The sequence below is a fragment of the Pseudarthrobacter sp. MOO14 genome (assembly GCF_058267675.1).
The window spans coordinates 4,107,218-4,122,439 of record NZ_CM177849.1; the positions used below are offsets into that span (position 1 = coordinate 4,107,218).

The window sequence follows — 15,222 nt, forward strand, 5'->3', positions numbered from 1 at the left end:
GCCGAAGCCGGACGGTCCTGCCGCCCTACTCATCATATGTTGATGCGTCGGCGAATCCTGTTTTATCGGGCGTCGGCATGGCACCGACTGTGCTGCCGGGGCGGTTTCCGCCAGCCACGCTGAAAGCGTTCGGGACATGACGGGGAAATCTGTGATGGTGGCCACAAAGATTTGTGTTTGTCCTTGTAGGTCCTAGACACTGTGACCACTCATTCGATCCACCCCGCAATGATGCAGGAGAAGTATGTTTTCCAAAGTTCTGGTGGCCAACCGCGGTGAAATCGCGATCAGGGCCTTCCGCGCCGGCTATGAGCTGGGTGCCAAGACCGTTGCCGTTTTTCCGCAGGAGGACCGAAACTCGATCCATCGCCAGAAAGCGGACGAGGCCTACCTGATCGGCGAGGAAGGACACCCTGTCCGGGCCTACCTGGACGTGGCTGAGGTGGTCCGGGTTGCCAAGGAGTCGGGCGCGGACGCGATTTACCCGGGTTATGGCTTCCTCTCCGAGAACCCTGAGCTTGCCCGCGCGGCGAAGGCCGCCGGCATCACCTTCGTTGGTCCGCCTGCGGAAGTGCTGGAGCTTGCCGGCAACAAGGTGGCGGCCCTCAAGGCTGCCCGCGAGGCCGGTGTCCCCGTACTGAAGTCCAGCGAGCCCTCCAGGGACCTGGACGAGCTGCTGGCGGCCGCCGACGAGATCGGATTTCCCATCTTCGCAAAGGCTGTAGCGGGCGGCGGCGGCCGCGGCATGCGCCGGGTGGACACCCGCGACGCGCTGCCTGAGGCCCTGAAGTCCGCCATGCGCGAGGCGGACGCGGCCTTCGGTGACCCCACCATGTTCCTGGAGCAGGCCGTCCTGCGCCCACGCCACATCGAGGTGCAGATCCTTGCCGACGCAGAGGGCAATGTCATGCACCTCTTCGAGCGCGACTGCTCCATCCAGCGGCGGCACCAGAAGGTCATCGAGATCGCTCCCGCCCCCAACCTCGATGAGGGAATCCGGCAGGCCCTCTACCGGGACGCCGTGAAATTCGCCAAGGCCCTGAACTACGTCAACGCGGGCACGGTCGAATTCCTGGTGGACACCGAGGGTGAGCGGGCCGGCCAGCACGTCTTCATCGAAATGAACCCTCGCATCCAGGTGGAGCACACCGTCACCGAGGAAGTCACGGACGTGGACCTGGTCCAGGCCCAGATGCGGATCGCCTCCGGCGAGACCCTGGCCGACCTTGGACTGTCCCAGGACACCGTTAAACTCCGCGGCGCCGCCTTGCAGAGCCGCATCACCACCGAGGATCCCGCCAATGGTTTCCGGCCCGACGTCGGAAAGATCACCGGCTACCGCTCGGCCGGCGGCGCCGGCGTGCGGCTCGACGGCGGCACTGTGTACTCCGGTGCCGAGATCAGCCCCCACTTCGACTCCATGCTGGTCAAGCTCACCTGCCGCGGCCGGGACTACCCGTCAGCGGTGGCCCGTGCCCGCCGTGCCCTGGCCGAGTTCCGCATCCGCGGTGTCTCCACGAACATTCCCTTCCTCCAGGCCGTCCTGGACGACCCCGATTTCATCGCAGGCGATGTCGCCACCAACTTCATCGACCAGCGCCCTGAACTGCTCAAGGCCCGTGTGTCGGCCGACCGTGGCACCAAGCTCCTGACGTGGCTGGCCGAGGTCACCGTCAACAAGCCCAACGGCGAGCTGACCGTGCACTCCAACCCCGCCGACAAGCTGCCGGACGTCAAGGGCAAGGAGGCGGCAGCGGGTTCGCGCCAGAGGCTCCTTGAGCTGGGCCCGGAGGGCTTCGCCAAGGCATTGCGCGAGCAGACCGCCGTGGCGGTCACGGACACCACGTTCCGCGACGCACACCAGTCCCTGCTGGCCACCCGCGTCCGCACCCGCGACCTCGTTGCCGCCGGGCCCGCCGTCACGGCGTTGCTCCCGCAGCTGCTGTCCGTTGAGGCGTGGGGCGGCGCAACCTACGATGTCGCCCTCCGCTTCCTCGGTGAGGACCCCTGGGACCGGCTCGCCGCGCTGCGCAAGGCGATGCCGAACGTGTGCATCCAGATGCTCCTTCGCGGCCGCAACACGGTTGGCTACACGCCGTACCCCGAAGAAGTGACGGAGGCCTTCGTGAACGAGGCCGCCGCCACCGGCATCGACATCTTCCGTATCTTTGACGCCTTGAACGACGTCAGCCAGATGGCCCCGGCCATCCGGGCGGTCCGCGCCACCGGCACCGCCGTCGCCGAAGTGGCGCTCTGCTACACCGGCGACATGCTGGACCCGGAAGAGAAGCTGTACACCCTTGACTACTACTTGGAGCTGGCGCAGAAGATCGTGGACGCCGGCGCCCATATCCTGGCCATCAAGGACATGGCGGGCCTGCTCCGCCCTGCGGCCGCGGCAAAGCTCGTGGCCGCCTTGCGGGAACGGTTCGACCTGCCCGTCCACCTGCACACGCACGACACGGCGGGCGGCCAGCTGGCCACCCTGCTCGCCGCCATCGACGCCGGTGTGGACGCCGTGGATGTCGCAGCGGCATCGCTGGCCGGCACCACCAGCCAGCCCTCGGCGTCGGCCCTTGTAGCGGCCCTGGCCCACACGCCGCGCGACACCGGCATCAGCCTGGACGCGGTCAGCTCGCTGGAACCGTACTGGGAAGCGGTGCGCCGCGTGTATGCCCCGTTCGAGTCCGGCCTGCCGGGCCCCACCGGCCGCGTATACAAGCACGAAATCCCCGGCGGCCAGTTGTCCAACCTCCGCCAGCAGGCCATGGCATTGGGCCTGGGGGAGCGCTTCGAAGCGATCGAGGACATGTACACGGCCGCGGACCGGATCCTGGGCCACTTGGTGAAGGTGACGCCGTCCTCGAAGGTGGTGGGTGACCTCGCGCTCCACTTGGTGGGCCTCAACGCCGATCCCGCGGATTTTGAAGCGAATCCACAGAATTACGACATCCCCGACTCCGTCATCGGTTTCCTGTCCGGCGAGCTCGGTGATCCTCCGGGAGGCTGGCCCGAGCCCTTCCGCACCAAGGCCCTGCAGGGCAGGAGCGTAAAGGTCCGCGATGTCGAGCTCAGCGCCGAGGACAGCGCGGCCCTGAAGTCCGATTCGAGGACCCGCCAGCACACGCTGAACCGGTTGCTTTTCGACGGACCCACCAAGGACTACCTCAAGAGCGTGGACACGTACGGCAACATCTCCGTGCTGGATACCCGGGACTACCTCTACGGACTCCAGCGCGGCACCGAGCACGAAATCCAGCTGGAACGCGGCGTCCGCCTCATCGCCTCCCTGGAAGCCGTCTCGGAGCCGGACGAGAAGGGCATGCGCACCGTCATGTGCACCCTCAACGGCCAGTCCCGGCCGGTCGTGGTGCGGGACCGTTCCGTGGTCAGCAACGTCAAGGCGGCCGAGAAAGCCGATCCAGGCCAGCCGGGCCAGGTGGCGGCACCCTTCGCCGGCGCCGTCACTGTCACCGTCAAGCCCGGCGACACCGTCAAGCCCGGAGACACCGTGGCAACGATCGAAGCGATGAAGATGGAAGCTTCCATCACGACGCCGGTAGCCGGCAAGGTGGCCAGGCTCGCCATCTCCGCCGTCGAGCAGGTCCAAGGCGGGGATCTGCTGCTGGTGATCGAGGAGTAGACGGGCCACAGCCAGGTAAACGAAGGGGGCCTCCCGGCAACGGGAGGCCCCCTTCGTTTGCCGGCGCCTTGCTACGAACGCGGCGCGGAGTACATTTCCTCGATGACCGTTTCGAAGTCCTTTATCACCTGGGCCCGCTTCACCTTCATGGAAGGGGTCAGGTGCCCGGAAGCCTCGGTGAAGTCCGCCGGAACGATCCGGAAGGACTTGATGGCTTCGGCCTGCGAGACCGACGTGTTTGCCGCGGTGATCAGGTCCTGCACCGCCGCCTTCACTACCGGATTGCCCGCGGCCTGCTCGAGCGTCGTGTCCGCTGGAAGGCCGTGGCGCTGGAGCCAGCCCGGCAGTGCTTCCTGGTCCAGGGTCACCAAGGCGCCGATGAAGGGCCTGTTGTCGCCCACCACCAGGACCTGGGAGACCAGGGCGTCGGCGCGGATCTGGTCCTCCAGGAGGGCCGGGATCACGTTCTTGCCGCCGGCGGTAACGATGATCTCCTTCTTCCGCCCGGTGATCCATACGAAGCCTTCCTCGTCCAGCCGGCCGATGTCTCCGGTGTGGAACCAGCCGTCGGTGAACGCCTCGCCGGTGAGGTCCTCCCGTCGGTAGTAGCCCCGCATGACGCAGACGCCCTTGGCCAGGATCTCGCCGTCGTCGGCGATCTTGACCGCGTTGCCCGGCAGCGGCTTGCCCACCGATCCGATCTTGATCCGTGACGGCGTGTTGACCGTGATGGGAGCGGTGGTCTCGGTGAGGCCGTATCCCTCCAGCACCTGCAGCCCGATTCCTTGGAAGAAATGACCCAGCCGCTCGCCCAGGGGGCCGCCGCCGGACACGGCGTGCGCGACGTGTCCGCCCATTGCCGCCCGCAACTTGCCGTACACCAGTTTGTCGAACAGGGCGTGGCGCAACTTCAGGCCCAGCCCCACCCGTCCGTCCTGGCGTGCCTTGGAGAACGCAATGGCGGTGTCGGCTGCCCGGTGGAAGATGGCGCCCTTGCCGCCGTCCTCCGCTTTGGTCAGTGCGGAGTTGTAGACCTTCTCGAAGACCCTCGGTACCGCCAGGATGAAGGTGGGCTCGTAGCTCTGCAGGTCGCCCAGGAGGTTCTTGATGTCGGGGGTGTGGGCCACGGTGGTGCCGGCGGCCATCGCAAGCACGGAAATGAAGCGGGCGAACACGTGGGCCATCGGCAGGAACATGATGGTCTTGGCGTTCTCGTGGACGATGTCGCCGATGATGGCCAGGGCGTTGTCCGAGAGCTCCACGAAGTTCCCGTGCGTCAGCTCGCAGCCCTTGGGCCGTCCCGTGGTTCCGGAGGTGTAGATGATGGTGGCGACGTCGCCAAGGTTCGCTGCGCTGCGTCGCTTTTCGAGTTCTTCATCGCTGACGTCCCGGCCGGCATCGCGGAGCGCGTCCAGTCCCTGGCCCTCAAGCTGCCAGACGTGCTGCACGGCGGTGAGCCCCTCAGCCGTAACGGCCTGGCGGATGACGTTCTCGTGGTGCGCGGATTCGCCGAAAGCGGCCACAGCGCCCGAATCCCCGAGGTTCCAGGCGACCTGGGACGGGGACGACGTTTCATAGATGGGGACCGACACTGCACCGGCGAACCAGATGGAGAAGTCGACCAGTGCCCACTCGTAACGGGTGCGGGACATGATGCCCACGCGGTCGCCTGCAGCAACGCCGCTGGCGATCAGGCCCTTGGCCAAGGCTCTGACATCTGCCAGGAAGTCCGTGGCGGCAACGTTCTGCCACGCGCCCCCGGCATCCAGGCGCGAAAACAGTGCCGGATTGCTGGCCTTGCCTGCCTGCCGCAACACCAGGTCGGTGATGTTGGATTCGGGTGGGACAACAACCAGGGGCGGAACACTGAATTCGCGCACTATAGCTCCTTTGATATCTGAAGTCCCGCGCAGGGGGTTGCCTAAAGACTAATACCCCGGGCGGGACTGTGCAGTACATAAACCTACTGGCGAGTAACTTAGCCGTCAATGAGAGCCGTGTGCGCCCGCGTATGTCAAGACAATTCCGGTGCCCGCCTAGAATGGTGGACTATGTACGGAGCGTTGCCCGGCGATCAGGCCGGCCCCCTTGGAAGACCGGCTCCCTGGCGGCGCCGTCCCGCCATCCAGCGCGCCGGACGGTTGCACGGCGGCGGCGTCCGCGGGCACCTCCGCCTTGGCCGCAAGGGATTGGCCATCGGGATCGATATCGGGGGGACCAAGGTCGCCGCGGGCGTTGTGGACGCCGAAGGCCGGATTCTCAGCGAAGCGCGCCGGTCCACGCCTGGCACCGACCCGCGGGCGGTGGAGCAGGTCATTGTCGAACTCGTCGAGGAACTGGGCCGGGGCCACCGCATCTGGTCGGTGGGAATCGGCGCCGCAGGGTGGATGGACCTGGCCGGCGGAACCGTCCTCTTCAGTCCGCATCTGGCCTGGCGCAACGAGCCTCTCCGCGAGAACCTGCAACGGCTCCTTCGCCGTCCCGTGCTCCTGACCAACGACGCCGATGCTGCGGCCTGGGCGGAATGGCGCTTCGGTGCCGGCCAAGGGGAGGACCGCCTGGTGTGCATCACCCTTGGGACTGGAATCGGCGGGGCCATGGTGATGGGCGGCAGGGTGGAACGCGGCCGCTTCGGAGTTGCCGGCGAGTTTGGCCACCAGATCATCATGCCCGGCGGCCACCGGTGCGAGTGCGGCAACCGCGGATGCTGGGAACAATACGCATCGGGCAACGCCCTGGGCCGGGAGGCCCGGCTCCTCGCCCGGGCAAATTCGCCCGTAGCCCAGGACCTGCTGGCGGCCGTGGGCGGACGTCCGGAAGCAATCACGGGTGCAATCGTCACGGAACTGGCCCTGGCAGGCGACCGTGCCTCGCGCGAACTGATCGAGGAAGTGGGCGAATGGCTTGGCCTGGGACTGGCCAACCTGGCCGCAGCCCTCGATCCAGGCATGTTCGTCATCGGCGGGGGCTTGTGCTCTGCGGGTGACCTGCTGGTGCAGCCGGCCCGCAAGGCGTTCTCCCGGAACCTCACCGGCCGTGGCTTCCGGCCGGAAGCGGCCATCGAACTGGCGGCCCTGGGTCCCAATGCCGGCCTGATCGGCGCAGCCGACCTCTCCCGCGTCAGCAGCCGCGTCCGCAGCTGACCTGGCCGGGGAGCCCTGCTAGACCCTCGCGCCGTCGTCGTCGCCGTTCTTTTCCTGCGGCAGCTTCATGATCAGGTACACGGTCGCGAGCACGAAGACGGCAACAATGCCGACGATCGCCAGCAGGGGTGCCGACCGCCAGAACATTGCCGACAACAGCAGCGCCACCGGTCCGCCCACGGCTCCCAGCCACGCCAGCATGGTCAGCGGATCGGTGCCGGCCAGGCTGGGCGGCTCCTCGGGCACGAACTCACCGCCGTCGTCGTCAACCTCATAGTCGCGGGGTCCCTCGGACGGGTCGGCAGGCTCCGTGCCCGTCCCGCCGGCGGCTGCCGCCTGGCGCTCCGCCGCCGGCATCCCGGCCAGCCCCAGGGGGTCGAAGTCCTGGAACGACGGCGGCTGGTGGGTTTCCGGCGCTCCGGACACCTTCCCGGACGGTGGCAGCTGGCCGCCTGCCGGGGTATCAGGGCGCGTTGCCACGGTGTCCGATTCGAGCCGTGCCACCAGGTCCAGCCAGACGGCGTCATCCTGGCTGGCCCCCGGATCCGGCTGGCCCGGGTCATGCCTGTTCATGGCGGCCCTCCTGCCCAGCAGCGGCGGGACTGGCCGGGGGCGCGGCGTTCAGGACCCGCCGAATGAAATCCACCGAGCCCTCGAAAATCAGATCTGCGTCGTTGTCCAGGGTGGCGACGTGGTAACTGTTTTCCAGCCGGACCACGTCCAGGGGTGCGTTCGCCAGCCCGCGCCGAAGGACAGCCATGCTGGCATCGGACACCACATGGTCCACGGTTGACCGGTACACCTGGACCGGGGCGGTGATCCGGGGGAGGAGCCGGACGGTGTCCTTGAACATCTTGTTGAGTTCGTGGGCGGCGGCCACCGGGGTGCGTGCGTAGGCGCCCTCATCCACGCCGGCTTTGAGGATGTCGTTGCCGATGGACGGGGTGCTCTTCAGGACCAGCTTCAGGATGCCCGCCAGCGGCGCGCGGGGGTCGTCGACCACCAGGCCGGGGTTCACCAGGACCACTCCCGCCACCGGCCTGGTTGCGGCAATCCTCAGCGCCAGGGCACCGCCCATGCTCAGCCCGGCAGCGAAAACCCGGTCGCACTGGGAGTCCAGCTCGAGGAACGCTTCATCGAGGGCGCTGTGCCATTGCTGCCAGCGGGTCCGCGAGAGGTCCTGCCACGTCGTGCCGTGGCCCGGAAGCAGCGGCATCCGGACGGCGAACCCGGCCTCGGCGAACGCCGTGGCCCAGGCGCGCAAACCATGCGGGCTTCCCGTGAAGCCATGGGACAGGACGATTCCGGTGCGGGGACCTTCGCCGCTGAAGGCACTGGAGAAGGGGCTGTGGTCGGGGCCGGAGGTCATGGGGTCTCCAAGGTACTGGTGCGGCGGGCGTGGGCGGCGACGAATGCTTCCGATTTCTCGAAGATCGCGGGCGCGTCCACGTCCAGAGTAGCCACATGTCCGCTGCTGGCAAGCTCCACCACCTCGGCGAGGTTTCCCCGCAGCCCTTTCTCCAGGAGGGCCAGGGATGATGGCGGGACCACGGCGTCCGTCCGCGATTTGAAGACCTGGACCGGGGCGTCCACTTTCGGCAGCCCGCGGATTGCGGCACCAAAGAGCTTCTTGAGCTCATGCACGGCCGCCAACGGAGTCCGCGAATAGTCGCCGTCGTCCGTTGCCGCCGCCGTAGGTTGGTCCTCCTGGATGGGAATCGTGGTCCGCTGGAAGTACTTGAGGACACCGATCACGCGCACCCGGCGGTCATAGAAGCTCAGGCCCGGGTTGACGATGGTGACCCCCGCAGCGTGGTGGCGGGAGGCCGCAAGCAGGGCGATCGCGCCGCCCATGGAGAGGCCGGCGGTAAACGTCATTTCCGTCCGCGCGGAAAGATCCAGGAAAGCTTCCTCGTAACTGCGGTACCAGTCCTGCCACCCCGTTCGGGCGAGCTGGCGCCAGTGGGTCCCATGTCCCGGCAACAGGGGAACGGACACCGCGTATCCCTGGTCCGCCAGGTGGGTTGCCCACGGCAGCACGCTTAACGGGCTGCCGGTGAACCCGTGGCAGATGGCGATGCCAATCCGCGCATTGGGGCCGTGGCCTGGATAGCTGAAAGCGGCCGGACGGGGCGGGGTGCTGCTTTCAGTCATGACTCCATCGTGTCACTGTTCCTGCCAAATCTCACTAGAGTAGGGTTGCATTGAATCGCTGGCCAGGCCCGACGCCGGGGCTGGAAGCCGCCTTCCGGAGAGGTTCGCCACGTGTTCTATTGGGTCATGAAAAGGATCTTCCTCGGTCCGGTGATCAAGATGCTTTTCCGGCCGTGGGTCAAGGGCCTGGACAACATCCCTGCGCAGGGGGCCGCCATTATCGCCTCCAACCACCTGTCATTCTCGGATTCCATCTTCATGCCGCTCATGGTCCGCCGCCCGGTGGTGTTCCTGGCAAAGTCGGAATACTTCACGGGAACCGGGATCAAGGGCAGGTTGACGGCGGCGTTCTTCCGCCTGACCAACCAGCTGCCCATGGACCGGTCCGGCGGTGCGGCCTCGGCGGCGTCCCTGAACGCCGGGATGGACGTGCTCACCTCCGGCGGCCTGCTGGGCATCTACCCCGAGGGCACGCGCAGCCCGGACGCCCGGTTGTACCGCGGGAAAGTGGGTGTGGCCCGGCTGGCGCTGCAGGCGGGAGTTCCCGTCATTCCGGTGGCCATGATCGGCACCGACAAAGTCCAGCCCATCGGCAAGCGGCTGCCCAACATCCGCAGGATCGGCATGATCTTCGGCGAGCCGCTGGATTTCAGCCAATACCGCGACCAGGCGGAAGACCGCACCGTGCAGCGGCTTGTCACCGACGAGATCATGACCAACCTGATGCGGCTGTCCGGCCAGGAGTACGTGGACGAGTACGCCGCCGTGGTCAAGCTGCGGCTTGCCGGCAAGCCCGTGAAACCTCAGGCGGCAGCCGAGCCACTGGCCGCGCCGGTCGCCGCCGACGGCGAGTTCGTCCAGGGCAGCGGCCCGAAGGCCCCGGCGGAAGGCACTCCGGCCCCGGAGGACGACGCCGGGACATCCGCCGCCAGGTAACAGCACTGGGCTTTCCTGTGCTGTTATGACGCCGGTGCCGGGCTGAGTGACGACGCTGTGCCCGCCGGTCCCGCCCGGACGCTAGTCTTAGATGGTGACTGAGCTATCCGCAAAACCTGCCTTTTCGCTGTCCAGTACCGCCCAGAGCGGGGCGGCCAACTATCCCGGACTCGACAACTGGCGGGACCTTCCCATCTCGCAGCAGCCCAGCTGGCAGGACCGCGGCGTCTTCGAGGCCTCGGTAAAGGAACTTTCCGTCCTCCCCCCGCTGGTTTTCGCCGGTGAAGTGGACGTGCTGCGCGAGCGGCTCGCCGCCGCGGCCCAGGGCAAGGCTTTCCTGCTGCAGGGCGGCGACTGCGCCGAAACGTTCGAGGCCGCCACGGCGGACAAGATCAGCGCCCGCGTCAAGACCATTCTGCAGATGGCGGTGGTGCTCACGTACGGGGCGGCAATGCCGGTCATCAAGATGGGCAGGATGGCGGGCCAGTTCGCCAAGCCCCGTTCCTCAAACGACGAAACCCGCGACGGCGTCACGCTTCCCGCCTACCGCGGCGACATTGTCAACGGCTACGATTTCACGCCTGAGTCCCGCGGCCATGACGCCGCCAGGATGCTCCGCGCCTACCACACCTCGGCGTCCACCCTGAACCTCATCCGGGCCTTCACCCAGGGTGGATTCGCGGACCTCCGCTCGGTACACCAGTGGAACAAGGGGTTCACCGAAAACCCGGCCCACGCGCGCTACGAGTCACTGGCCCGGGACATCGACCGCGCCATCAAATTCATGGACTCCTGCGGCGCCGACTTCGAAGCCCTCAAGCGGGTGGAGTTCTTCGCCAGCCACGAGGCATTGCTGCTTGATTACGAGCGCGCCCTGACGCGCATCGACTCCCGCACCGGTTTCCCCTACGACACCTCGGCCCACTTCTTGTGGATCGGGGAGCGCACCCGGGAACTGGACCACGCACACGTCGACTTCCTCTCGCGGGTGCGCAACCCCATCGGGGTCAAGCTCGGCCCGTCCACCACCGGTGATGACGCCCTGCGCCTGATCGACAAGCTGGACCCTGACCGCGAGCCCGGCCGCCTGACCTTCATCACCCGCATGGGTGCCGGCAACATCCGCGAGAAGCTGCCTGCCGTCGTCGAGAAGGTCACAGCGTCCGGTGCCCAGGTGCTGTGGGTCACCGACCCCATGCACGGCAACACCGTCACGTCGCCCAACGGCTACAAGACGCGCAATTTCGACGACGTCATCGACGAAGTGCGCGGCTTCTTCGAAGTGCACCACGGGTTGGGCACGGTACCGGGCGGCCTGCACGTGGAGATGACCGGCGACGATGTGGCCGAGTGCCTGGGCGGCGCGGACCCGATCGACCAGGATGCCTTCCTGGACCGCTATGAATCCGTGTGCGATCCCCGCCTGAACCATATGCAGTCGCTGGAAATGGCGTTCCTCGTCGCCGGGGCGCTCGCCAAGAACTAGGCCAGGTTGGGGCCGGCACTGCCGGCCCCAACCTCCTACACCACGGTGATGGTGATGACGGAACCCTCCGGGACCTTCCGGTTAACCGGTTCCTGGTCCCGGACGGTGCCGAAGAAGCCGCCGAGGATGTTGTTGACCCGGACCTGGAAGCCCAGCGCTTCCAAGGCCTTCCGCGCGTCTGCAGCCTGCTTGCCGATGAAGCTGGGGACATCCACCATCTTTGGCCCCTTGGAAAGGGTCAGGGTGACCGTCCCGCCGCGGGTCAGTGTCCCGGTAGCCGGAGTCTGGCTGACCACGGCGCCCTCGGGAACGGATTTGTCGAACACCGCATCGGGTGATGTGTCGGCAGTGAGCCCCGCGGCCTTAATTGCGGCGACGGCGTCGTCCTTGGCTTTGCCCACGACGGAGGGAACGGGGATCGGCTGCGGTCCCTTGGATACCACCATCTCCACAGGCGTGCCGTGCCGGGCGGGAGTGCCGGCCGCCGGATTTTGCGAGAGCACCGTGCCGGCCGCGGTTTGGTCGTCATACTGTTCGTTGACCGGGCCCAGCGCCATTTGGGCTGCGTTGAGGGCGTTCTTCGCGTCCGTCAGGGTTGCGCCCGTGAGTTTGGGCAGGGGGAAGAGCTGCGGTCCCTTCGAGACCAGCAGGGAGACCGGTTGGAATTTCCGGATCTCCGTTCCGGCGGACGGATCGCTGCCCACCACCAGCCCGGTGGGCACCTGGTCATCGAAGACATCGCTGGTGGTGGAATGGAAACCCACCCCGTTGAGCAGCTGCTGGGCCTGCGCCACCGTTTTATTGGCGACGGCCGGCACCTCGGCCGCGGCGCCTGGTCCCATGCCGAAAAACCATCCGGCGCCCGTGGCCAGCAGGGCGGCAACAATAAGCACGACAATCCACAGGATGCCGCGCCGGCGGGGGTTGCCTTCACGGAGTGTCCGCGCCGGAGTGGCGGCCGCCCGCGCGCGGACCTTTTCGTCCTCCCTGTCCGACCGGCGCTGCGCCCGCTTGCTGAGCCGGGGCGGCGGCGCAGTCCAGGCGTCGTCGGCGTCGTCGGCGTCGTCGGGAAGTGCGAGGTCCGGCCGCCGGGAGTGGAACATCAGGGCTTCCGTAGCAGCCCCGCCGTCCGTGCTGTTGTGCTGCAACGGTTGCCGTCCGGGGGGATAGCCGGGGGCAGCCGGCCGTGCGGGGGGCATCAGCGTTGTGGGATTGCTGGCGCGGGCAAGGATCTCGGTCTGGTGCTGGGCCGTTGCTGCTGCAGCTGCGGGCGGCTGCAGGTCAAGTTCGGCATCCATGAGGTTGGTCCGGATGTGGCGCAGCTCCTGGAGCAGCGCATTGCCGTCGACCGGCCGGTTTTCCGGATCATTGGCGGTGCACCACTGCACCAGCTCATCGACTTCCGCTGCGAGGCCGGGAACCAAGGCCGACGGCGGCCCGACCGTTCCGTTGACATGCTGGTAGGCGACCTGGATGGGGACGTCACCCTCGAACGGCTGCCGCCCCGTCAGCATTTCGTACAACATGATGCCCACGGAATAGACATCGCTGCGCTCGTCCGCCTGTTGGCCCAGGACCAGCTCGGGGGAGATATAGGCGACGGTGCCGATCAGCGCACCGGTGCTGGTGGAACTGGTGACCGCGCGGGCCAGGCCGAAATCGCCAATCTTTATCCTGCCGTCATCGGCGATCAGGACATTCTCCGGCTTGACGTCCCGGTGGATGAAGCCTGCTGCGTGCGCGGCTCCCAGGCCCTCCACCACGGGGTCGATCAGGGCCAGCGCCAGCCGCGGCGAGAGGGCGCCCCGTTCCCTGAGGACGTCCCGAAGCGTGTGGCCCTTGATGTACTCCATGACGAGGTAGGCGGTGTTGCCGTCGTTGCCCTGGTCCAGGACACCCACCACGTGCGGGTGCGAGAGGCGCGCGGCGGCCTTCGCTTCGCGGCCAAGCCTGCCAAGGAAGCTTTCGTCGGCGGCGAGGTGCGGGTGGAGCACCTTGAGCGCCACTTCGCGGTCCAGCCTCTGGTCGACGGCCAGGTAGACGGTGGACATTCCGCCGCGGGCGAGTCTGGAGGCCACTGCGTAGCGGTTGTCCACCAGTGTCCCTGCAAGGGGGTCTGTCACGTGTTCCTGCACCTTACGATCCTAATCCCGCGGCAAAAGGCATCCGAAACGGAAGCGGGTCCGAACCGGTAACGGTTCGGACCCGCGGTGTTTCATCCGGAGCCGGTGATGCCCGGGGGCTCAGCTGTAGTTTTTCTGGTTTGCCTTGATAGCGGCTACGTAGGCCTTGGTGTCGTCGTACATTCCGTACTTGCTCACCGAGTACTGGCCTTGGTAGTACCCGGCGATGGCCGTGTCCTGGTCCTTGCTGGTTGCCAGCAACTGGCGAAGGATGGCGATGCCTGCCGTCGCGTTGTCGTAAGGGTCGAGCAGGTTCAGCTTGCGCCCGACCAAGTCGGATGCCCACTGCCCGGAGCTGGGAATGACCTGCATGGTTCCGATCGCGTTCGCCGGTGACACGGCCCGCTGGTTGAAGCCTGACTCCTGGTAGGCAAAGGCGAGGGCCAGCGAAGTATCCACGCCCATTCGACGGGCGGTATCCGCCACGATGTTCTTCATTTCATCCCTCGAAGGGACGGGGGACGCGTTGAGGAGGGCTTTGTTCTCGTTGGCCGAACTCACGACCGCTGCCGGGTAGCTGAAGCCGAGGAAGGTGCTGGGGACCAGGGGAGCGGGGGCAGGCTGCGGGGCTGCGGGGGCGGGCTGCGGGCTTGCCTGTCCGGCGCCGCCGGGGATGACCAGTTTGCTGCCGGGGTAGATGACGGTGGTCATGCTCAACTGGTTCGCGGAGAGCAGGTCCGACAACTTGACCCCGTGCCGGGAGGCAATGGCTGAGAGGGTGTCACCGGCCTTGATCGTGTAGGAACCGGAGGCCGGAGCGGACGTGACGGCCAAGGCGGGTGCAGGAGCAGCCGGGGCCGGAGCCGCCGGTGCCGGTGCAGCAGGGGCGGGAGCGGCGTTTCCGGCGCTGACCTTGATCTTCTGGCCCGGGTAGATGATGGAGCGCATCGACAGGTTGTTCCAGGCAAAGACGTCGGAGAGGCCCACATTGTGCCGCGCGGCAATGGCACCCAAGGTGTCTCCAGGCTTCACCGTATAGGTTGCGCCGCCCGGGGCTGCCGGTGCTGCCGGAGCCTGCGCTGCCGGAGCCGGCGAGGGGGCTGCCGGTGCTGCCGAGCCGGACAGTTTGATCTTCTGGCCGGGGTAAATGATGGTGTTCGGCTGGAGGTTGTTCAGCTTGAGGATTTCCCCTGTGTCCAGTCCGAAGCGGCCGGCGATCGCGCTCACGGTGTCGCCCCGGACGATGGTGTACTCCGCAGGGGGCGCCGGCTGTGCGGGCTGCAGGGTGGCCGGAATGGTGGTGGAGACAGAAGAGGCGGGGATGACCGCGCCGGAAACCTGGGCAGCTGCCTGGGCTTTCATGGCCGCTGCAAGGCTGCTGGGAATGGTGCGTACCGGCTGCGCTGCCGCTGCGGGTTGGGCAAGGGCCAAGGATGACAGGACAACCGCTGGCAGTGCCGCGGTGGTGGCGGCAATCATCGGCAGGCTCGGCTTGGGGGGCTGCTTGGGCGAGCGGGACATCGACATGGAAAGAATCCTCTTCTCAACTGCGGGCGCGGACGCGGGCGGGGATGCCGCTGTCAATCTTGATACTACTGTGACTTAAGTTATTCGTGTTACAACTGTGATCAAAGTGAATCTCTCACGAATTTGCGATTAGCACAAGAAGCCGGAGAATGCCCGGAATGGCCACTTTCATGGAGTGTCCCGGGGCGGCCAGGCAAATGAATTGCCCCG

General features: G+C 66.9%; 10 protein-coding genes. 4 read left to right on the plus strand and 6 right to left on the minus strand.

Annotated features, from left to right (window positions below; all coding sequences use genetic code 11):
* Positions 1–244: 244 nt before the first annotated feature.
* On the plus strand, positions 245–3,643 hold the full coding sequence (locus AC4EEV_RS18925; protein ID WP_491329715.1) for a pyruvate carboxylase: 3,399 nt from the start codon (positions 245–247) through the stop codon (positions 3,641–3,643).
* 71 nt (positions 3,644–3,714) lie between these two features.
* On the opposite strand, the gene AC4EEV_RS18930 is transcribed toward AC4EEV_RS18925, so the two are convergent.
* The gene (locus AC4EEV_RS18930) at positions 3,715–5,523 is read right to left on the minus strand and encodes an AMP-dependent synthetase/ligase (RefSeq protein ID WP_018763531.1); all 1,809 of its coding nucleotides are present in this window, start codon (positions 5,521–5,523) and stop codon (positions 3,715–3,717) included.
* Between the two features lie 171 nt (positions 5,524–5,694).
* Between AC4EEV_RS18930 and AC4EEV_RS18935 the strand changes: the two genes are divergently transcribed.
* Positions 5,695–6,786 carry an ROK family glucokinase gene (locus tag AC4EEV_RS18935; RefSeq protein WP_285318331.1) on the plus strand — a complete coding sequence of 364 codons (1,092 nt, stop codon included), beginning with the start codon at positions 5,695–5,697 and terminating at the stop codon, positions 6,784–6,786.
* An 18-nt stretch (positions 6,787–6,804) separates the two neighbouring features.
* On the opposite strand, the gene AC4EEV_RS18940 is transcribed toward AC4EEV_RS18935, so the two are convergent.
* From AC4EEV_RS18940 to AC4EEV_RS18950, 3 genes are read right to left on the minus strand one after another with little or no spacing between them, the layout of a single operon-like run.
* Positions 6,805–7,359 carry a hypothetical protein gene (locus tag AC4EEV_RS18940; protein WP_491329716.1) on the minus strand — a complete coding sequence of 185 codons (555 nt, stop codon included), beginning with the start codon at positions 7,357–7,359 and terminating at the stop codon, positions 6,805–6,807.
* Positions 7,346–8,155, minus strand: coding sequence for an alpha/beta hydrolase (locus AC4EEV_RS18945; RefSeq protein ID WP_109864335.1), 810 nt, complete (start codon positions 8,153–8,155; stop codon positions 7,346–7,348). The genes AC4EEV_RS18940 and AC4EEV_RS18945 overlap by 14 nt, the downstream gene beginning before the upstream one ends.
* The gene (locus tag AC4EEV_RS18950; RefSeq protein WP_018763535.1) at positions 8,152–8,940 is read right to left on the minus strand and encodes an alpha/beta hydrolase; all 789 of its coding nucleotides are present in this window, start codon (positions 8,938–8,940) and stop codon (positions 8,152–8,154) included. Before AC4EEV_RS18950 ends, AC4EEV_RS18945 begins: the two co-directional genes overlap by 4 nt.
* Positions 8,941–9,051: 111 nt before the next feature.
* Between AC4EEV_RS18950 and AC4EEV_RS18955 the strand changes: the two genes are divergently transcribed.
* Together AC4EEV_RS18955 and AC4EEV_RS18960 are read left to right on the plus strand one after the other, a co-directional pair.
* Complete coding sequence (locus tag AC4EEV_RS18955) at positions 9,052–9,876, plus strand: lysophospholipid acyltransferase family protein (protein WP_018763536.1); 825 nt, start codon at positions 9,052–9,054, stop codon at positions 9,874–9,876.
* Positions 9,877–9,967: 91 nt separating this feature from the next.
* On the plus strand, positions 9,968–11,362 hold the full coding sequence (locus AC4EEV_RS18960) for a class II 3-deoxy-7-phosphoheptulonate synthase (RefSeq protein ID WP_018763537.1): 1,395 nt from the start codon (positions 9,968–9,970) through the stop codon (positions 11,360–11,362).
* Positions 11,363–11,397: 35 nt separating this feature from the next.
* On the opposite strand, the gene pknB is transcribed toward AC4EEV_RS18960, so the two are convergent.
* Both pknB and AC4EEV_RS18970 read right to left on the minus strand, forming a co-directional pair.
* On the minus strand, positions 11,398–13,497 hold the full coding sequence (gene pknB / locus AC4EEV_RS18965; RefSeq protein WP_491329717.1) for a Stk1 family PASTA domain-containing Ser/Thr kinase: 2,100 nt from the start codon (positions 13,495–13,497) through the stop codon (positions 11,398–11,400).
* A gap of 108 nt (positions 13,498–13,605) precedes the next feature.
* On the minus strand, positions 13,606–15,012 hold the full coding sequence (locus AC4EEV_RS18970) for a LysM peptidoglycan-binding domain-containing protein (RefSeq protein ID WP_491329718.1): 1,407 nt from the start codon (positions 15,010–15,012) through the stop codon (positions 13,606–13,608).
* Positions 15,013–15,222: the final 210 nt, after the last annotated feature.